Origin of the sequence: Shewanella sp. M16 (assembly GCF_018224605.1) — a bacterium.
In the GTDB taxonomy this organism is placed as follows: Bacteria; Pseudomonadota; Gammaproteobacteria; order Enterobacterales; family Shewanellaceae; genus Shewanella; species Shewanella oncorhynchi.
The window spans coordinates 44,335-63,903 of the sequence record NZ_JAGTUL010000008.1; the positions used below are offsets into that span (position 1 = coordinate 44,335).

A 19,569-nucleotide genomic window follows, 5' to 3' on the forward strand; every position below is an offset into this window, starting at 1 on the left:
GTTATCGAACAAATGCTGTGACTGTTAATCAACAATACGCAGTAATTCGTTGATACCCACTTTACTACGGGTTTTTGCATCCACTTTCTTAACGATAATAGCGGCATAGAGGCTGTACTTGCCGCAGGCTGATGGTAAGTTGCCAGAAACAACAACAGAGCCTGCTGGTACACGACCGTAATGCACTTCGCCAGTTTCGCGATCGTAAATTCGAGTGCTTTGGCCGATATACACGCCCATGGAAATCACTGAGCCTTCTTCAACCACCACGCCTTCAACAATCTCAGAACGCGCACCGATAAAGCAGTTATCTTCGATGATGGTTGGGCCCGCTTGTAATGGCTCAAGTACGCCACCAATACCTACGCCGCCAGATAAATGCACATTTTTACCGATTTGTGCACATGAGCCAACTGTCGCCCAAGTGTCAACCATAGTGCCTTCATCAACATAGGCACCTAAGTTCACATAAGATGGCATCAACACGGTATTTTTACCTATGAATGAGCCTTTACGCACTGTAGCCGAAGGCACCACGCGAATGGCTTCCGCTTTAAAGCGAGCTTCATCATATTCGGCAAATTTTAACGGCACTTTGTCGAAGTATTTGGTTTCGGCGCCATCGATAACCACGTTATCGAAAATACGGAAGGACAGTAATACCGCCTTTTTCAGCCATTGGTGCACATGCCATTGTCCGTCGATTTTCTCGGCGACACGGACTTCACCTTTATCGAGCATATTGATGACATGTTGCACATCGCTGCGCACACCTGCGTCAACTGTGCTTGGTGTGATGTCGGCGCGCGCTTCAAAAGCCGCTTCAATACGTTGGCGTAAAGCCTCCATTTACTTCTCCCACTGGTCTCGTTAATTAACTGATTCGATATTCTTTGCACTCAGGGCACTGATTAAAGCGTCCCTGAGGGCATTCTCTTGGGCTTCGTTAAGTTGCAAGCCGTCATTGGTCTGCAGCATAAAAAAGTCTTCGGCTCGCTCACCAATGGTGGTGATTTTGGCCGCGAGTAATGTTGTGTTGCAACGGTAAAAGATATCCCCGACTTTTGCCAGTAATCCTGGCGAATCTAAGGCGATAAGCTCCATCATACTTGTACCATGACGACTGCTTTCGAGGAAACTCACTTGTGTCGGCACATTAAAAGGTTTCATCTTGCGCGATAGTTTTCTAAAGCGCGGCAGTTTTGGACTGTCGCTCGACAGGGCCTTCTCAAGCGCCTTACGGATACTTTGGATGCGTGAAAGCTGGCTAACGGGCTCACCATCCTGCTCTAAGATCACAAAGGTATCGAGGGCATAATTGTCTTTTGACGTCATGATGTTGGCATCATGGACGTTGATATTTTTATTGTCGAGTACCGCCATCACAGTTGCGAACAATTTAGGTCTGTCTTGGCAATAGACAAATAGCTCAGTACCACCACGGGTGGTGTGTTTGGACACTAAGACTAAGGGCTCATCCTGTTGTTTGTGCTTTAAAATCGCTTCGGCGTGCCACGCGACTTGATTTGGCTGGTGGCGTAAAAAGTAATCTGCCTTAAAACGTTGCCACAGGGCATCGAGATCTTTCTCTTTCAATCCGCGGCGCAGCAGCTCTTTTTTTGCCTTGGCTTGGTATTCACGCACTCTGGCACGAATATCGACGGGTTTTTCTTTACCGCGGGCGAGCACTCTTTGGGTCGAAAAGTACAAGTCGCGCAGCAGTGAGCCTTTCCAGTTGTTCCAGGTTTTTTCGTTGGTGGCGCAGATATCGGCGACGGTTAAGCAGTACAGATAGCTTAAATGCACGGCATCGCGGACTTTATTGGCAAAGTCGGCCACCACATCGGGATCGGAAATATCGCGGCGCTGGGCGGTGACAGACATCACCAGATGATTTTCAACCAGCCAAGCGACTAGACGGCCATCGTGATCGTTTAACCCGTGCAGCTTACAAAAGGCGAGGGCATCGCTTGAGCCTAGTTTACTGTGATCGCCACCGCGACCTTTGGCGATATCGTGGAAGATAGCGCCTAATACGAGTAAACCTTTTTTAGGCAGTTGGTTGATGAGAATCGAGCCTAAGGGAAATTCTTCTTTTTGTTCGGCTTGGGAAAAACGCTCGATATTGAGCAGTAATCTGTGGGTGTGTTCATCGACCGTATAGGCGTGGAACAGGTCGAACTGCATTTGGCCTTCAATATTTCGCCATGCGGGTAAATAGGCCGATAACACGCCGTGTTTATGCATTAAAGACAAAGCAACAATGCCGCGAGGGTGGCGCAGAATTTCCATAAAGGCTTGGCGACAAAGCGGGTTTTCTTGCAAGGCTTGAGATTGTGCGCGTCTTGCTCGGCGCAGCGAACGCAGCGTTGGTGCGTAAATGCCTTTGATGTTGGAGTTTTTAGCGACTAACAAAAACAGCCGGACAATTTCTTCGCCGCTATCGAAAAGATCATCGCTTAGCGCTTCAATAAAAGTGCCACGGCGCTGGTAGTGTTTATCTATCGATTGAATTTCTAAAGCTTTTGTATGGCCTAATGTTGCCCGTTTAAACAGCTGCAGCAACATTTCGTTTAGCTCCATCACTCGGCGTACCGTGCGATAGTAACGTTTCATCATTTGCTCAACAGCAAGCTGGGTGGCGTCTTCATACCCCATTAGCTCGGCAACTTGGCGCTGTACATCAAAGAGTAAGCGATTTTCATCGCGACCGACCACCATGTGCAGGGCAAAGCGTATCTTCCACAAAAAGTGCTGACATTCGAGCAGCTCTTCTAGCTCACCAGGCTCTAAAAAGTCGTATTGGACTAATTCTTCGAGGCGAGCGGCGCCAAAGTGACGCATGGCTACCCAAGCAATGGTTTGAATATCCCTAAGACCACCGGGACAACTCTTGATATTGGGTTCTAAATCGAAGGCGCTGGCTCTGGCATGGCGGGCATTTTGCTCATCCCGTTTTGCGATAAAAAAATCGCTTGAAGTCCAAAAGTCACTCTGACGAATCGCATCATAAAGTTGATCGAATAAAAATTCGGGCCCTTCGAGCAATCGTGCCTCTAACAGATTGGTGGCTATGGTGATGTCTTCACGGCCGAGGATAATCGTGTCGTTTAACGTACGGACACTGTGGCCGATTTCCAGATTGGCATCCCACAGAAAGGCAATAAACTGACTGAGTGCCGCTTCGGCGGCGGGTGACAAGATATCATTAAACAGGAACAGCAAGTCGACATCTGAGTGGGGATGCAGCTCCCCACGGCCATAGCCGCCCACGGCAATCAAGGCAATATCATATTCCCTTAGACCGTGCTGTTCCCAAGCTTGCTTGACAAGGGCATCGACAAATTGACAGCGCTGCGTGACGAGCTCTTCAATCGGGGTTTTAGCCTTAAAACTGGCCAAAAGAATCTGATTCTGTTCGATTAATGATTGTTTAGCGAGCAGAGCTATATTCATCGAGTCCCTTGTTTTTATGCTTGTTAGTATGGCCTATCGCTCGTGATTGATGATACGTGGGAAATCCTCATCCTCACGCAGGGTAAGTACTTCAACCCCTTTTTCAGTCACCAGTAAGGTATGTTCCCACTGGGCTGAATTTTTACCATCGGAGGTCGTTACCGTCCACTTATCATCGCGATCGAGTATGGTCGTGTGGCGACCAGCATTGATCATAGGTTCAATGGTGAAACACATGCCTGGGCGTAATACAGTGTTATCGCCGTTACGGTAATGCATAACCTGAGGTTCCTCATGGAAACCCGAGCCAATACCGTGGCCACAATAATCTTGCACGATGGAATATTTCTCAAGGCCTGTTTTACTTGCTTTGATGAATTTTTCGATAGTATTGCCAATTTCACCCAGTTTTAAACCTGGACGCACCTTACGAATAGCCAAATACAAGCTTTCTTGCGCAATGCGGCACAGACGTTTGTCCTTCGCGCTCACTTCACCGATTAAAAACATCATCGAGGTATCGCCGTGATAACCGTCTTTAATCACTGTGATGTCGATATTGAGGATATCGCCTTCTTTCAATGGTGGGTTGTCGTTTGGAATGCCGTGGCAAATCACATGGTTTACAGAAGTACAAATGGATTTAGGAAAACCATGGTAGTTAAGCGGCGCCGAAATCGCACCTTGCTCTTCGGTATATTTGGCGCAGAGGTCATTGAGCTCATTGGTGGTCACGCCCGGTTTAACATGCGGCGCGATCATTTCTAATACCTGTGCGGCTAGTTTGCCCGCAGCACGCATTTTTTCAATTTCTTCAGCGGTCTTGATGACTATACTCATTGCGTTTTCTCTTGTGTCTTTAATGTCTGTTGGCCACGCAACCTAATGCAAAAATTTGTGCTTTAGGGCTATTTATGGTATAAAGCGCGCCGTTATGTTTAAGTCTTGATGAATTGTCCAAGCCAGCTTTTGCGCTGCTTTGATACTTGCAAGACTAAAGATGGCGGTCATTATACATGGCTATTTGTCTAAATACTAAATCACACACGTGTCGACACATTCTTCGGGGTGCCCTCAGTTGTTATATAAGGGGTCGAAGACATGGGATACGTGGAGGTCTAACCCCCTAAATTTTAAGGTAATAGAAATGACTACAGTTTCAATGCGCGATATGCTTCAGGCCGGTGTCCACTTCGGTCACCAAACCCGTTACTGGAACCCAAAAATGAAGCCATTCATTTTCGGTGCTCGCAACGGTGTTCACATCATCAACCTTGAGCATACTGTGCCAATGTTCAATGAAGCGCTAGCTTTCATCAGCAACGTAGCTTCAAAGAAAGGTAAAGTATTATTCGTTGGTACTAAACGTGCTGCTGGCGAAGCGATCAAAGAAGCTGCTCTGTCTTGTGACCAGTACTATGTTGATCACCGCTGGTTAGGCGGTATGCTGACTAACTGGAAAACCGTTCGTCAGTCAATCAAACGTCTGAAAGAACTGGAAAGCCAATCAGTAGACGGTACTTTCGACAAGCTGACCAAGAAAGAAGCGCTGATGCGTACTCGTGAGCTTGAAAAGCTGGAAAAATCTTTAGGTGGTATTAAAAACATGGGCGGCCTGCCAGACGTATTATTCGTCATTGGTGCTGACCATGAGCATATCGCTATTAAAGAAGCTAACAACCTGGGTATCCCTGTTGTTGCAGTTGTTGATACTAACTCTGCGCCAGATGGTGTTAACTACATCGTTCCTGGTAACGACGACGCTATGCGTGCTATCCGCCTGTACACTTCTTCTGTTGCTGCTGCTGCAAAAGCTGGCCGTGGTCAAGATTTGGCTGTTCAAGCTGAGCAAGACGGTTTCGTAGAAGCCGAATAATAATAAGGCGGGATGATTATCATCACCCTTATTAACCAAGATTTTTGATTGGTTAACAGGGGCCATTCGGCCCCTGTTTTATATCTGCAAATTAGTCGATTTTTTATAGAGGATTTAACAATGGCAATTACTGCTGCCCAAGTTAAAGAACTGCGCGACCGTACTGGCGCAGGCATGATGGATTGTAAAAACGCTCTGACAGAAGCTAACGGCGACATGGAGTTAGCAATTGACAACATGCGTAAGTCTGGCGCTGCTAAAGCGGCTAAAAAAGCGGGTAACATCGCTGCTGACGGTACAATTCTGATCAAGAATGGCGAAGGTTTCGCTGCGCTATTAGAAGTTAACTGTCAAACTGACTTCGTTGCTAAAGATTCAAACTTCTTAGCATTCGCGAACGCAGTATTAGATGCCGCTGCTGCATCTAAAGTGACTCTTGAAGATTTAAAAGCACAGTTTGAAGATGCACGCGTTGCATTGGTAACTAAAATCGGTGAAAACATCAACATTCGTCGTGTTGAGTACATCGATGGTGCAAACCTATCTTCATACCGTCACGGTGAGCGCATTGGCGTTGTTGTTGCCGGTGAAGCTGACGAAGAAACCTTAAAGCACATCGCAATGCACGTTGCTGCTTCTAAGCCTGAATACGTGAACCCAGAAGATGTTCCTGCAGAAATCGTTGCAAGAGAACAAGCTCTGCAAATCGAAATGTCAATGAACGAAGGCAAATCGGCAGAGATCGCTGAGAAGATGGTTCTAGGTCGTATGAAGAAGTTTACTGGTGAGATTTCTCTGACTGGTCAAGCTTACATCATGGAACCAAAGAAAACTGTTGGCGAAATTCTGAAAGAGAAAGGCGCTAAAGTCACTAACTTCATTCGTTTAGAAGTGGGTGAAGGTATTGAGAAGAAAGAAGAAGATTTCGCGGCTGAAGTTGCTGCTCAAATCGCTGCTTCTAAAAAGGCTTAATCGCCAACGCTAAATACCCCCAAGACCGCGGCAATAGCTGCGGTCTTGTTATGACCAGGATAAAAATTATGAGCACCAATCCAAAACCCGCATTTAGACGCATTCTTCTTAAATTAAGTGGCGAAGCACTGATGGGCGACGAAGGCTTCGGCATCGACCCTAAAGTATTAGATCGCATGGCTCAGGAAGTGAAAGAGCTGGTTGAGCTGGGTATTCAGGTGGGTGTGGTTATTGGTGGTGGTAATCTGTTTCGCGGTGAAGGCCTAGCAAAAGCAGGCATGAACCGTGTGGTGGGCGATCACATGGGTATGCTGGCAACGGTTATGAACGGCTTGGCAATGCGAGACGCCCTGCACCGTGCCTATGTTAATGCTCGTCTGATGTCAGCTATCCCGTTAAAGGGTGTGTGTGATGATTACAATTGGGCTGAAGCGATCAGCTTGCTAAAATCTGGCCGAGTGGTTATTTTTGCTGCCGGTACAGGTAATCCTTTCTGCACGACCGATTCTGCGGCCTGTTTACGCGGCATTGAAATCGAAGCTGAAGTCGTATTGAAAGGCACTAAAGTCGACGGTGTATACTCCGAAGATCCAATGAAGAACCCAGACGCCGTTAAGTATGATGAAGTGACTTATGCGGAAATTCTGGAAAAAGAATTAAAAGTAATGGACTTAGCCGCCTTTACTATGGCGCGTGATCACGACATGCCTATTTTAGTCTTCAACATGAATAAACCTGGCGCTCTACGCCGCGTTATCATGGGTGAAGAAGAAGGCACGCTGATCAGAGCGAAAAAAGTTATTTAATGACCAAGAAGGACATTTAACGTGATTGAGAATATTAAGAAAGATGCGCAAGAGCGTATGGGTAAATGCGTAGACGCGACTAAAAACCAAATGGCAAAAGTGCGTACCGGTCGTGCCCACCCAAGCCTGTTGGATTCCATTCAAGTCTCTTACTACGGCACTATGACGCCACTAAACCAAGTGGCTAACGTGGGCGTTGAAGATTCACGCACTCTGTCTGTGACTGTGTTTGACCGTAGTGCTATCCAAGCCGTTGAAAAGGCTATTATGAGCTCTGATTTAGGTCTGAACCCTATGTCAGCTGGCGCGACATTACGTATTCCATTACCCGCGCTGACCGAAGAACGTCGTAAAGACTTCATCAAAGTGGTGCGTAACGAAGCTGAAAACGGTCGTATTGCTATCCGTAACGTGCGTCGTGATGCGATTTCTGAAGTGAAAAAGCTTGAAAAAGCTAAAGCTTGTACTGAAGATGATGTGCGTCGCAGTGAAGAAGAAGTGCAAAAGTTCACCGATGCTCACATTAAAAAGGTCGATGAGATTTTAGCGGCCAAAGAAATTGAGTTGATGGAAGTCTAATCTCAGTTCGATAAGCTAGAGTTGATGCGCCGTGTAGGGGTATACTACACGGCGTTTGTCTATTTTAAAGGGCTGTATTAGATGTCATCCACAGTGGAACTTGATCCGCACCCTAGGACGAGTGAGAGTGATTTATACACTCAAACGACCTTGCCGGGACAATTACCCGAACTCGTGAAACAGTCGTTACCTAAGCATGTTGCTATTATCATGGATGGCAATGGGCGTTGGGCACAAACCCAAGGTAAACCACGAGTGATGGGACATAAGGCTGGTGTTAAGGCCGTTAGAAGAGCCGTAAGCACGGCAAGCCAATTAGGCATTGAATCGCTAACCTTATTCGCATTTTCTAGCGAGAATTGGCGTAGACCCGATAAAGAAGTCAGCTTGCTGATGGAGTTGTTTTTTACCGTATTACAGCGCGAAATTAAATTGCTGGATAAGAATCAGGTTAAGCTCAACATTATTGGCGATATCAGCCGCTTTTCGGCGCGATTACAGAAGCAAATTGCTGCTGCTCAAGAGAAGACATCTCGCAATACTGGCTTGATTCTAAATGTTGCGGCTAACTATGGTGGCCGTTGGGACATACTTCAAGCAGCACAAAAATTAGCGGAAAAGGTCGAAACTGGCGAAATGACCAGCAGTCAGTTCACCGAAGAAGCCTTAAGTGCACATTTGTGCATGCAAAATCAGAGTGAAGTTGATTTAATGATCCGCACGGGCGGGGACTGTCGCATCAGCAATTTTGTGCTGTGGCAGGCGGCCTATGCAGAATTGGTGTTTACCGACACCCTTTGGCCTGATTTCGATGAACAGGCTTTTCATGAAGCGATAGCCATTTTTGCAAGTCGCCAGCGCCGTTTTGGTCTGACTGGAAGTCAGATTGATGAGATGCGTGCATTGTAAAACCTCATGAGGGATTTTTTTTGCTAAAACAACGAATAATAACAGCAACTTGGTTAGTTCCATTAGTTTTAGGGGCGATATTTTTGCTCCCTGCCAGCTACTTCGCCTGGGCCTTAGTTGCCGTCTTCCTTATTGCAGCAAAGGAATGGGGAAGAATTATCGATAATCAGTGTGATGTCACTCAGTGGAGCTTTACCTTCACAGTTGGTATCTTATTGGTGGCAATTAATCTGATTGTGCCAATTGATGCCGTTTGGTTAAGCCACCAGTTACATCCTATCTATTTGGCCATTCTCTATATTGGTGCATTCTGGTGGTTAGCATCACTATTATTAGTGGTAACTTATCCTAAAAGCGCTAAGTTCTGGCAAAAGAATCCTATGTTTAAGTCCATGTTTGGACAGTTAACCTTAGTGCCTTGCTTTGTTGCTCTTATCGCGCTCAAATCCATTAGTTCACAAACTTCTCCCTATTACGGCCCAGTGTTAGTACTGTTAGTGATGTTGATTGTGTGGGCCGCAGATTCTGGGGCTTACTTCGTCGGTAAAGCGATAGGTAAAACGAAACTGATGCCTGCAGTGAGCCCTGCTAAAACCTTGGAAGGCCTAGTTGGTGGTTTAGTGACGACTATGCTCGTGGTTGCAGGTGTTATGTATTATTCGCCAGAGCAAGAACTGGGTTTAGTTGTGGCAGTGACCTTATTTGTTGCTTTAGTGTCAGCGCTGGGCGATTTATCTGAGAGTATGTTTAAGCGTGCGGCCTGTATTAAAGATTCTGGCACTATTTTGCCCGGTCACGGTGGCGTGCTCGACCGCATCGACAGCCTGACTGCAGCCTTGCCGGTGTTTACCCTGATCTACATTGCATTCTGGATGTAACGCTATGCAAAATATGGTGATTTTGGGTGCTACCGGTTCAATTGGTGCTAGTACCTTAAGCGTGATTTCGGCTAATCCATTGGCTTATAGCATCTATGGATTGGTGGCCAATGCGAGCGTTGATAAGATGCTGGCTTTGTGTGTAGCCCATAAACCGAAAGTCGCGCATATGGTGGATGAAGAGGCTGCGAAACAGTTACGCGCCGTTTTACCCGCTGCGCTCAATATCCAAGTCACTACTGGCATGAACGATTTACTCGGTTTAGTGACGGCTGCCGAAGTGGATACTGTAATGGCAGCGATTGTCGGGGCGGCAGGGCTAGTACCAACCCTTGAAGCCGTGAAGGCGGGAAAGCGAGTATTACTGGCCAATAAAGAAGCTTTAGTCATGTCGGGTGAGTTGTTTATTGAGGCGACTAAGCGCTCTGGTGCTGTGCTCTTGCCCGTGGACAGTGAACATAATGCTATCTTTCAATGTTTACCCCTAGAAGTGCAGGCTAACCTCGGCCGTTGCGATTTAGCTGCGTCGGGTATATCCCATATTTTGTTAACCGGTTCTGGCGGACCTTTCCTGCGGTCGGATCTTGCGACACTTGCGGCCATGACGCCTGCCCAAGCCTGTAAACACCCTAATTGGTCCATGGGACCTAAAATCTCTGTTGACTCCGCCACTATGATGAATAAGGGTTTAGAGTTCATTGAGGCGCGGTGGTTGTTTAACACTCAGGCTGAGCAACTTAAAGTGGTTATTCATCCGCAAAGCGTGATCCACTCTATGGTGCAGTACCGTGATGGTTCGGTTATCGCCCAAATGGGTAACCCAGATATGCGCACACCGATTGCCCATTGCATGGCTTATCCGCAAAGAATTCATTCGGGCGTTGAACCTTTAGATTTTTTCAAAGTCGGACAGTTAAGCTTTTATGAACCTGATTTTGAACGTTTCCCCTGTTTGGCTTTGGCTATGGAGGCGTGTGCCCAAGGCCAAGAGGCAACAACCGTATTAAATGCTGCCAATGAGGTCGCTGTTGAAGCATTCTTGCAGGGGCAAATTGGTTTTACGCAAATTGCAAAAGTGAATGAGGCTTGTTTAGTCACTGTGCCTAAACGTCCTATGGGCAGCATAGAAGATATTTTAGCCTTAGATGCGCAAACCCGCGTCTATGCGTGTGAGACATTAGCAAGCATCGCTTAGCAATAGCTGAGTGATTAAATTTATAACGTAAGGAGTGGGATGTTAGATTTTTTATGGAACTTAGGTTCTTTCATCGTTGCACTGGGTCTGTTAATTACTGCCCACGAATACGGCCATTTCTATATCGCGCGACGTTGTGGCGTGAAAGTCGAACGTTTCTCCATTGGTTTTGGTAAGGCTATTTGGCGCCGTGTTGGTAAAGACGGCACTGAATATGTGTTAGCCATGATCCCCCTTGGCGGCTATGTCAAAATGCTCGATGAGCGTGTTGAAGACGTTCCCGATGAATTAAAAGATCAAGCGTTCAATCGTAAAACCGTATGGCAACGTATTGCGATTGTGGCCGCTGGTCCAATTGCTAACTTTATTTTTGCCATCGTTGCCCTGTATTTTATGTATCTGATTGGTGTGCCATCACTTAAGCCTGTGATCACCTCGACGACCCCCGGGACTGCTGCTGCGCAAATTCAAATCACAGAGCCAATGCAAATAACGGCCATTTCCGGTCAGGCAGTGCGTAACTGGGAAGAAGTGAATTTAGCTTTAGTCGGCCACATAGGTGATGAAAGTCTGAGTGTATCGCTGATGCCATTGAATGGTTTGCAAGGTTTGGATTCTAGTGCGCGGTCTTACACCTTAGATACGCGTAATTGGCGTTTTGACCCTGAAAAAGAATCCCCGATTACGGCATTAGGGTTAGGGATTTATCGTCCCGAAATCGTCCCCACCATTGCTGCGATTAGTCCTGACAGTGCCGCTGCGAATAGTGAGCTAAAAGTCGGTGACACCTTAGTCGCAATAAATGGTAAAAATTACACCGATTGGCAGGCTTTTGTTGACATTATTCAACATTCTGCCAATGTGCCTGTGAGTTTAACTGTGCGTCGCAATGGCGAACAGTTTAATGTGGCAGTGACACCCTTAAGCAGTAAAAATGCCGATGGCCAAGAGATAGGTATGCTCGGAGTGAGCCCGACCCAAGCACAATGGCCAGACAATATGCGTTTACAACTTGAATATGGACCAATCGATTCTTTCGGTATAGCAGCGGATAAAACATGGCAACTTGTTGCTGTGAGCTTTAAGATGATTGGTAAATTATTTACCGGCGATGTGTCGGTGAAAAACCTGAGTGGACCCATTTCGATCGCACAGGGTGCGGGCAGTAGTGCAAACTATGGCTTGGTCTATTTTCTCGGGTTCCTCGCGCTCATCAGCGTCAATTTAGGCATCATTAACTTGCTGCCTTTACCTGTGCTCGATGGGGGACACCTGCTGTATTACTTTATTGAAGTAATAACTGGTAAACCTGTACCTGAAAAGGTGCAGGAAATAGGATTCAGATTTGGGGCAGCAATACTGCTGATGTTGATGAGCGTTGCGCTTTTCAATGATTTTGCCCGACTCTGAGCAAGGACAGACTAATAATTAGAAGTGCTCTATGAGATTGAATAAACTTTTTGCCTCGATGTTATTCGTCGGTGCGTCGTTTTCAGGGACTGTGTTGGCTGATACTTTCCAACCGTTTGAAGTGACCGACATCCAAGTTGAAGGTTTGCAACGAGTTGCACTCGGTGCTGCCTTGTTAAGCTTACCAGTAAAAGTAGGTGACACTGTTGACCAGTTAAGAATCCAGCAAGCGATTAAAAGCTTGTATGCATCGACTAACTTTGAAAATGTCTCCGTGAGCCGAGATGGCGGCGTATTAGTGGTGAAAGTCACTGAACGTCCAACTATCAGTGCCGTGACATTCGATGGCAACAAAGACATTAAAGACGAACAGTTACAGGAAAGTCTGGACGGTTCTGGCGTTAAAGTCGGTGAGTCGCTCGATCGTACTATGTTGACTGGTATTGAAAAGGGTCTGCAGGATTTCTACTACGGCGTGGGTAAATACGGCGCGAAAGTGGAAGCCCAAGTGATTAACTTACCCCGTAATCGGGTTGAGCTGAAATTTAAGTTTACCGAAGGTTTAGCGGCCGAAATCCGCCAAATTAACGTGGTCGGTAACAAAGAGTTCACCGATGCTGAACTGATCGGCATGTTGGAACTTAAAGATTATGTGGCTTGGTGGGATCTGTTTGGTGAGCGTCGTTATCAGAAGCAAAAACTGCAGGCCGATCTCGAGACCATCAAAACCTATTATCACAATAAAGGTTATATCCGCTTCGAAGTCACCTCGACTCAAGTGGCCATGACGCCTGACCGTAAAGGTTTATATATCACCATCAACGTAGATGAAGGTGAGAAGTATAAAGTTAAAGAAGTAAACCTGACGGGTGATTTGATGGGCCGTGAAGAGTTGATGAAATCAATTCTGCCAATCAAAGCGGGTGATATGTACAACGGCGGTGATGTAACTTTCACCGAAGAAATGTACAGCAAGTATTTAGGCCGCTTCGGTTATGCTTACCCTGAAGTGAAAACCTACCCTGAAATTGATGATAAGACTAAAGAAGTCACCTTAAACATCAATATCAAACCGGGTAAACGTGTTTACGTGCGGGCGATTAACTTCACTGGTAATACAGTGACTAAAGATGAAGTGATGCGCCGTGAGTTGCGTCAGATGGAAGGGGCTTGGTTAAACTCTGCGCAAGTTGAGCAGTCTAAAGCGCGTCTGAACCGTTTGGGCTTCTTCGAAACCGTTGACACTGAAACCATTCAAGTGCCGGGTACTGATGACTTAGTTGATGTTGCGGTTAAAGTGAAAGAGCAGCCATCGGGCTCATTTAACGCGGGTGTCGGTTATGGTACTGAATCAGGTCTGAGCTTGCAGTTTGGCGTACAGCAAAACAACTTCTTAGGTACAGGTAATCAAGCGGGTATTAGCTTGAGTACAAATAAGTACTCTAAAAACGTTAACTTATCCTATACCGATCCGTACTGGACAAAAGACGGAGTGAGTTTAGGCGGGAGCGTTTATTGGAGTGAGTTTGACGCCAATGAAGCTAACTTAGAACGCTATAAAAACAGTTCGTATGGTGTGGCGCTTAACTCGGGTTTCCCGATTAACGAATACAACCGTATCAATGGTGGTATTGGCTATCGTCACAACACGATTTCTGAAATTTCTGCCTATGAGCAGGCACGTCGTTTCTATAACATCTATCGTGATGATGATCCGAATGCCGACTTAAGTTTTGATAACTTCGAACTCAGCCTAGGCTGGTATCGTAGTACCTTGAACCGTGGCACTTTCCCAACAGATGGCTCGTCCCAGCGTCTGAATGGCAAAATGACTTCGCCAGGGTCTGATTTACAGTATTTTAAGACAGACTTTGACACTAACTTCTATTTTCCTGTTAACCGCAGTCAGAGCGTTGTGCTCTTGGCCCGTGGTCGATTAGGTTATGGTAACGGTTATGGTCAATTTAATGATAATGACCAAATTTTGCCTTTCTGGGAAAACTATTACTCAGGTGGTAGTAGCTCACTACGTGGCTTTAAGTCAAACTCGGTCGGTCCTCGCTCCTTCTATATGTATAGTGGTAGCGAACCTTGCTTGGATCCATCGGGTGATGGTTGTAACTTCCCTCAACCGGATCCTGATAGCATTCAAGTCAGTTCTGGCCGCTCTATCGGTGGTAATGCTCTTGCAACGGCAAGTATGGAGTTGATTGTACCAACCCCATTCTTGGATGAGGCTTACACTAACTCAGTTCGTACTAGCTTCTTCGTCGATGCGGGTAACGTCTGGGATACTGAGTTTGACTATGATTTTTATCGAAATAGTTTGCCTGCGGAAGAGTTTGCTAAGTTACAGGACTTTAGTGATCCAGCACGCCTGCGCGCCTCTTGGGGCCTGAGTGTGCAATGGTTATCACCTATGGGACCTATGGTGTTCAGCTTGGCGTGGCCGCTTAAAGAATATGAAGGTGACCAAACGGAGATCTTCTCTTTCAATATTGGCAAAACTTTTTAAAAGGCATACACTCGGCAAGTTTTGCTGACAATAACAAGGTAACAAGGAGTTTATTTTGAACAAGATGGTAAATTGTGCGCTGATGACGTTAGTTTTGTTAGGCGCGCCGTTAGTGGCACATGCTGAGAAAATTGCCGTAGTGGATATGGGCGCTGTGTTTGAACAGCTCCCACAACGTGAACAGATCTCTCAATCTCTGAAGAAAGAGTTTGGTGATCGCGTAGCTGATGTCCAAAAAATGCAAGAAGAAATGCGTTCTCTGATGGAGAAACAGCAACGTGATGGTGCATTAATGAACGATGCACAAAAAACTGAGCTGGTTCGTAAAATGGAATCGCTAAAATCTGAATATCAGTTAAAAGGCAAAGCATTGGATGAAGACCTACGTCGTCGCCAAGGTGAAGAGCAAAATAAACTGTTAGTTAAAGTGCAAAAAGCCATCAACACTATCGCTGAAAAAGACCAATATGATTTGGTATTACAACGTGGTGCTGTCATTTATGTTAAGCCTAACGCTGACATCAGTGGCAAAGTGGTTGAAGCCTTAAGCAAAGGCAAGTAATAGATGAATAGTGTGACTTTAAAAGAGCTATGCCTGTTATTAGACGGTGATATCCAAGGCGACGAAACGCTAATTATTAATAGTGTGGCGACCTTAGAAAATGCCAAGGCGGGTCAGATCTCTTTTTTAGCCAACAGTAAATACCGCTCTCAGCTTGAGGCAACTCAAGCGAGTGCGGTGTTATTGTCAGCTAAAGATGCGCAGGATTATCAAGGTACTGCGTTAATTGTAAAAGATCCATATGTCGGTTTTGCTCGTGTTGCTCAGTATTTGGATACTACACCCAAAGCGGCGGTGGGTATCCATCCTTCGGCACAAATTGATCCTTCAGCTCATTTAGGGGAAGGTGTCGCTATTGGCGCGAATGCTGTGATTGGTGCGAACGTCATTTTAGGTGAAAATGTGCAGATTGGTGCCGGTGTTGTGCTGGGACAAGATGTGGTTATTGGCTCAAAAACACGTTTGTGGGCTAATGTCACCGTCTATCACGATGTGCATTTAGGACAGGATTGTATTATCCATTCGGGTGCCGTATTAGGCTCAGATGGTTTTGGTTATGCTAACGAACGTGGTCAGTGGATTAAAATTCCGCAGACAGGTGGCGTGCGTATTGGCGATCGGGTTGAGATTGGTGCTAATTCAACGGTAGATCGTGGGGCATTAGGCCATACAGAGATCCACGACGGTGTGATTATTGATAACCAAGTACAAATTGCCCATAACGATATAATCGGCGAAAATACTGCTATTGCAGGCAGTACTACTGTTGCTGGCAGTGTCACTATTGGTAAATATTGTATTATTGGCGGTAGCTGTGCCATCGCAGGTCATTTGAGCATTGCCGATGGTGTGCATGTGTCTGGTGCTACCAATATCACCACTAACATGCGTGAGCCTGGCTTATACTCTTCTGCCACGGTGGCAATGGACAATAAACTTTGGCGTAAAAATACAGTTCGTTTCCGTCAGTTAGATGAACTGTTCCAGCGTGTTAAAACGTTGGAAAAAAATTTAAAAACACCAGATTAATTGCCCCAAGGCAATTTGAGGAACTCGGTTCGTGTCTAATCAAATGAACACTATGGATATTAAAGAAATACTTAAATATCTACCCCATAGATATCCATTCCTATTGATCGATCGTGTGCTTGATTACACTCCTGGTGTTAGTCTGCAGGCGATCAAAAACGTTTCAATAAATGAGCCATTTTTTCAGGGACATTTCCCGATACAACCTGTGATGCCAGGTGTGCTTATTTTAGAAGCGATGGCACAGGCAACTGGCCTGTTAGCCTTTAAAACAATGAGTAGTGATGTACCACCACCAGGTGTGTTGTATTACTTTGCTGGTATTGATAATGCGCGTTTTAGACGTGTGGTTGAGCCAGGAGATCAAATTCATTTTGATGTCAAAATGATTAAAGAGCGCCGCGGGATTGGCGTTTTCTACGGTGAGGCCAAAGTGGATGGTGAAGTGGTTTGTTCCGCTGAAATCATGTGTGCCCGCAGAGAGATTAGTCAGTGATAGATACATTAGCGTTTGTGCATCCCGATGCAAAAATTGGCAATAACGTCACTATTGGCCCTTGGACCTATATCGGTGCGGGCGTCGAAATTGGTGATGATTGTTGGTTGAGTTCCCATGTGGTGGTCAAAGGTCCAACGATTATCGGCAAAGGGAATCGTATTTTTCAATTCGCCTCCGTTGGTGAAGAATGCCAAGACAAAAAGTACGCTGGCGAGCCGACACGACTGATCATTGGCGACAATAACGTCATCCGTGAAAACGTGACCATTCACCGCGGTACAGTTCAAGATAACAGTGAAACCCGTATTGGGTCGAATAACCTGTTTATGAACTATGTGCATATCGCCCATGACTGTGTGGTCGGCGATAATGTCATCATGGCGAATAACGCATCTATTGCAGGTCACGTGCACGTCGGTGACTGGGCGATTTTAGGCGGTATGACAGGCGTACATCAGTTTGTGCATATTGGTGCCCATGCGTTTACTGCCGGTTGTTCTTTAGTTTTGCAGGATGTGCCTCCTTTTGTGATGGCAGCGGGTCAACCGACAGTGCCTCGCGGCTTAAACAGCGAAGGTATGAAGCGTCGCGGTTTTTCTAAAGAAAGCCAGTTAGCCGTGCGTCGTGCTTATAAAACGTTATATCGTAGCAGCTTAACGGTAGAAGAAGCGATTGAAGCATTAGCTGAAGATGCGCAGAACGATGAGCAAGTCAAATTACTGCTTGAGTTTGTAAAGTCATCGAGTCGCGGCATTATTCGCTAACTTGATGACCACATGACAACAAAAGGGCATTTTTATGCCCTTTTGTATTATTGGTTTAAGCCTTTTTTGTGGTAGACGTAGTCGTTAAAAATGCGTTTATTCATCAATGCATTCGACCATAAATGAGCTTAGTCATTAATTGAATCATTAACTTAACATAAGTGTAGGCTTGGAACGATGCATTTTAGGTGTGGTTTACCTCTTCATCCAATGCCATTAATTCATGAGACGTGATTGGTTTATGAGCAATAAAACTCCATTAGTGTTTGCCATGGTTGCCGGAGAACTCTCAGGCGATATTTTAGGTGCAGGTTTAATGGCTGCGCTGCAAAAGACCCATCCCGATGCGCGCTTTGTCGGTATCGGTGGACCCCGCATGGAAGCCCTAGGCTTCAAATCCCTGTTTGCGATGGAAGAACTCGCAGTGATGGGAATCGTTGAAGTGTTATCTCGTCTACCTCGCTTATTAAAAGTGCGGTCATCCTTGATTAAAGAGATCACCGCGCTTAAGCCCGATTGTTTTATTGGCATAGATGCACCGGATTTTAATATAGGCCTCGAGCTTAAACTTAAAGCCCGCGGTATTAAAACCGTCCATTATGTGAGCCCATCCGTGTGGGCATGGCGCCCAAAACGTATATTCAAAATCGCGAAGGCGACCCATATGGTGTTGTCGTTATTGCCATTTGAGAAAGCTTTTTATGACAAGCATCAAGTACCTTGCACCTTTGTGGGTCATACCTTAGCGGATGATATTCCGTTGCGAAGCGATAAAGCGGCGGCGCGTCAGTTACTTGAACTCGATGCCGATGCAGAATATTTAGCTATTCTACCGGGATCCCGTGGTGGCGAGTTAAAGCAACTGGCTGAGCCTTTCGTGAAGGCGGCTTTACTGATTAAACAGAACTTCCCTGATATACGTTTTGTGACGCCACTGGTCAATCAAAAACGCCGTGAGCAATTTGAGCAAGCGCTGAAGGATTTTGCACCGGATCTCGAAATTCATATGGTCGAAGGTCAGTCGCGCGAAGTCATGGCGGCTGCCGATGGCATTTTATTAGCATCTGGCACCGCGACGTTAGAAGCCATGTTGGTCAAGCGTCCAATGGTGGTGGCTTATCGTGTTAGCCCTATGACCTATTGGATTGCTAAGCGCATGATGCAGGTCGAGCGTTTCTCGTTACCGAATCTACTGGCTGGAAAAGATCTCGTCCCTGAGCTCATTCAAGAAGATTGCACGCCAGAGAAAATAGCTGCAGCGGTCACAGTCGAGTTAAATCGAGATTTTACGCCGCTCAAAGCTGAGTTTGATGCCCTGCACCAAGTGTTACGCCGTGATGCGAGCTTAAAAGCCGCTGAAGCGGTAATGGCACTGGTTGAGCCTAAACCAAGTCATGCTAAATCGCTGGAGGCTAACTAGTGGCAACTTTTAAAAGTTTAACCGAAGCCGATTTGCTGGCCTTTTCGACGGGATTAATTGCTGGTGTGGATGAAGTCGGCCGTGGGCCTTTAGTTGGTGATGTGGTGACTGCCGCTGTGATTTTAGATCCAAACAAGCCCATCAGTGGTCTGAATGATTCCAAGAAACTCAGTGAGAAGCGCCGCGAAGCTTTGTTTGATGAGATTTGTGAAAAAGCCCTGTGTTATCACGTGGGCCGCGCCAGTCCTGCTGAAATCGATGAGCTGAATATTCTGTACGCCACTATGCTGGCGATGCAGCGTGCGGTTGCTGGGCTTAAGATTGCGCCTGCGTTGGTGTTAGTCGATGGCAATCGCAGTCCAGCATTTGTTGCCCATAATGGCGCCTCGCTTACCAGTCACAGCATCATTAAAGGTGATGGTTTAATTGCCAGTATTAGTGCCGCATCGATTATCGCCAAAGTGACGCGGGATCGTGAGATGGATGTGCTCGATGCTGCTTATCCGCAATACGGTTTTGCTAAGCATAAGGGCTATCCGACTAAGGCGCATTTTGAGGCCATCGCCGAACATGGGGTGTTTGACCAATATCGTAAAAGTTTTAAACCCGTCAAGGCATTACTGGGACTATAAGCTGTGCTCCCAAGCTACCTGAAGATACGAGTTTCAGGTTGTTTGGGTATAAGTTCCCGTTATCCAG

General features: G+C 46.2%; 18 protein-coding genes. 15 read left to right on the plus strand and 3 right to left on the minus strand.

The window, feature by feature from the left end:
* Positions 1-24: 24 nt before the first annotated feature.
* From dapD to map, 3 genes are read right to left on the minus strand one after another with little or no spacing between them, the layout of a single operon-like run.
* Complete coding sequence (gene dapD, locus KFE26_RS07305; protein ID WP_212600028.1) at positions 25-849, minus strand: 2,3,4,5-tetrahydropyridine-2,6-dicarboxylate N-succinyltransferase; 825 nt, start codon at positions 847-849, stop codon at positions 25-27.
* A gap of 21 nt (positions 850-870) precedes the next feature.
* Positions 871-3,456, minus strand: a complete 2,586-nt coding sequence (glnD, locus tag KFE26_RS07310; protein ID WP_212600029.1) for a bifunctional uridylyltransferase/uridylyl-removing protein GlnD — start codon at positions 3,454-3,456, stop codon at positions 871-873.
* Positions 3,457-3,489: 33 nt separating this feature from the next.
* The gene (map, locus tag KFE26_RS07315; RefSeq protein WP_226058787.1) at positions 3,490-4,320 is read right to left on the minus strand and encodes a type I methionyl aminopeptidase; all 831 of its coding nucleotides are present in this window, start codon (positions 4,318-4,320) and stop codon (positions 3,490-3,492) included.
* Positions 4,321-4,603: 283 nt separating this feature from the next.
* Between map and rpsB the strand changes: the two genes are divergently transcribed.
* The 15 genes from rpsB (at position 4,604) to rnhB (ending at position 19,502) form a co-directional block, all read left to right on the plus strand.
* Positions 4,604-5,332 (plus strand): 30S ribosomal protein S2, encoded by a 729-nt coding sequence (gene rpsB, locus KFE26_RS07320; protein ID WP_028760607.1) that lies wholly within the window; start codon positions 4,604-4,606, stop codon positions 5,330-5,332.
* 120 nt (positions 5,333-5,452) lie between these two features.
* Positions 5,453-6,304: a translation elongation factor Ts gene (tsf, locus tag KFE26_RS07325; RefSeq protein ID WP_028760606.1), complete on the plus strand. Its 852-nt coding sequence runs from the start codon at positions 5,453-5,455 to the stop codon at positions 6,302-6,304.
* 68 nt (positions 6,305-6,372) lie between these two features.
* On the plus strand, positions 6,373-7,110 hold the full coding sequence (gene pyrH, locus KFE26_RS07330) for a UMP kinase (protein WP_006080981.1): 738 nt from the start codon (positions 6,373-6,375) through the stop codon (positions 7,108-7,110).
* A 21-nt stretch (positions 7,111-7,131) separates the two neighbouring features.
* Positions 7,132-7,689, plus strand: a complete 558-nt coding sequence (frr, locus tag KFE26_RS07335; protein WP_012088724.1) for a ribosome recycling factor — start codon at positions 7,132-7,134, stop codon at positions 7,687-7,689.
* 81 nt (positions 7,690-7,770) lie between these two features.
* Positions 7,771-8,598 (plus strand): isoprenyl transferase, encoded by an 828-nt coding sequence (locus KFE26_RS07340; protein ID WP_212600030.1) that lies wholly within the window; start codon positions 7,771-7,773, stop codon positions 8,596-8,598.
* 20 nt (positions 8,599-8,618) lie between these two features.
* Positions 8,619-9,476, plus strand: coding sequence for a phosphatidate cytidylyltransferase (locus KFE26_RS07345; RefSeq protein ID WP_105249720.1), 858 nt, complete (start codon positions 8,619-8,621; stop codon positions 9,474-9,476).
* Positions 9,477-9,480: 4 nt separating this feature from the next.
* Positions 9,481-10,671, plus strand: coding sequence for a 1-deoxy-D-xylulose-5-phosphate reductoisomerase (gene ispC, locus KFE26_RS07350; protein ID WP_212600031.1), 1,191 nt, complete (start codon positions 9,481-9,483; stop codon positions 10,669-10,671).
* Between the two features lie 39 nt (positions 10,672-10,710).
* Positions 10,711-12,081 (plus strand): sigma E protease regulator RseP, encoded by a 1,371-nt coding sequence (rseP, locus tag KFE26_RS07355; protein ID WP_168823182.1) that lies wholly within the window; start codon positions 10,711-10,713, stop codon positions 12,079-12,081.
* Positions 12,082-12,112: 31 nt separating this feature from the next.
* Complete coding sequence (gene bamA, locus KFE26_RS07360; RefSeq protein ID WP_212600032.1) at positions 12,113-14,596, plus strand: outer membrane protein assembly factor BamA; 2,484 nt, start codon at positions 12,113-12,115, stop codon at positions 14,594-14,596.
* A 64-nt stretch (positions 14,597-14,660) separates the two neighbouring features.
* On the plus strand, positions 14,661-15,158 hold the full coding sequence (locus KFE26_RS07365; protein WP_028760600.1) for an OmpH family outer membrane protein: 498 nt from the start codon (positions 14,661-14,663) through the stop codon (positions 15,156-15,158).
* A gap of 3 nt (positions 15,159-15,161) precedes the next feature.
* Positions 15,162-16,187: a UDP-3-O-(3-hydroxymyristoyl)glucosamine N-acyltransferase gene (gene lpxD / locus KFE26_RS07370; protein WP_105249717.1), complete on the plus strand. Its 1,026-nt coding sequence runs from the start codon at positions 15,162-15,164 to the stop codon at positions 16,185-16,187.
* A 31-nt stretch (positions 16,188-16,218) separates the two neighbouring features.
* Positions 16,219-16,683, plus strand: coding sequence for a 3-hydroxyacyl-ACP dehydratase FabZ (gene fabZ / locus KFE26_RS07375; protein WP_006080990.1), 465 nt, complete (start codon positions 16,219-16,221; stop codon positions 16,681-16,683).
* Positions 16,680-17,450: an acyl-ACP--UDP-N-acetylglucosamine O-acyltransferase gene (lpxA, locus tag KFE26_RS07380; RefSeq protein WP_028760598.1), complete on the plus strand. Its 771-nt coding sequence runs from the start codon at positions 16,680-16,682 to the stop codon at positions 17,448-17,450. Before fabZ ends, lpxA begins: the two co-directional genes overlap by 4 nt.
* Before the next feature lie 241 nt (positions 17,451-17,691).
* The gene (gene lpxB, locus KFE26_RS07385) at positions 17,692-18,870 is read left to right on the plus strand and encodes a lipid-A-disaccharide synthase (protein ID WP_113938987.1); all 1,179 of its coding nucleotides are present in this window, start codon (positions 17,692-17,694) and stop codon (positions 18,868-18,870) included.
* A complete protein-coding gene (gene rnhB / locus KFE26_RS07390; protein WP_212600033.1) occupies positions 18,870-19,502 on the plus strand; it encodes a ribonuclease HII in 633 nt (210 codons plus the stop codon). Before lpxB ends, rnhB begins: the two co-directional genes overlap by 1 nt.
* Positions 19,503-19,569: the final 67 nt, after the last annotated feature.

Bases quoted from the DNA above. Each gene is read 5' to 3' on its own strand.
- dapD (WP_212600028.1), bottom strand. From the start codon at position 849: ATGGAGGCTTTACGCCAACGTATTGAAGCGGCTTTTGAAGCGCGCGCC.
- glnD (WP_212600029.1), bottom strand. From the start codon at position 3,456: ATGAATATAGCTCTGCTCGCTAAACAATCATTAATCGAACAGAATCAG.
- rpsB (WP_028760607.1), top strand. From the start codon at position 4,604: ATGACTACAGTTTCAATGCGCGATATGCTTCAGGCCGGTGTCCACTTC.
- tsf (WP_028760606.1), top strand. From the start codon at position 5,453: ATGGCAATTACTGCTGCCCAAGTTAAAGAACTGCGCGACCGTACTGGC.
- pyrH (WP_006080981.1), top strand. From the start codon at position 6,373: ATGAGCACCAATCCAAAACCCGCATTTAGACGCATTCTTCTTAAATTA.
- KFE26_RS07340 (WP_212600030.1), top strand. From the start codon at position 7,771: ATGTCATCCACAGTGGAACTTGATCCGCACCCTAGGACGAGTGAGAGT.
- ispC (WP_212600031.1), top strand. From the start codon at position 9,481: ATGCAAAATATGGTGATTTTGGGTGCTACCGGTTCAATTGGTGCTAGT.
- rseP (WP_168823182.1), top strand. From the start codon at position 10,711: ATGTTAGATTTTTTATGGAACTTAGGTTCTTTCATCGTTGCACTGGGT.
- bamA (WP_212600032.1), top strand. From the start codon at position 12,113: ATGAGATTGAATAAACTTTTTGCCTCGATGTTATTCGTCGGTGCGTCG.
- KFE26_RS07365 (WP_028760600.1), top strand. From the start codon at position 14,661: ATGGTAAATTGTGCGCTGATGACGTTAGTTTTGTTAGGCGCGCCGTTA.
- lpxD (WP_105249717.1), top strand. From the start codon at position 15,162: ATGAATAGTGTGACTTTAAAAGAGCTATGCCTGTTATTAGACGGTGAT.
- lpxB (WP_113938987.1), top strand. From the start codon at position 17,692: ATGAGCAATAAAACTCCATTAGTGTTTGCCATGGTTGCCGGAGAACTC.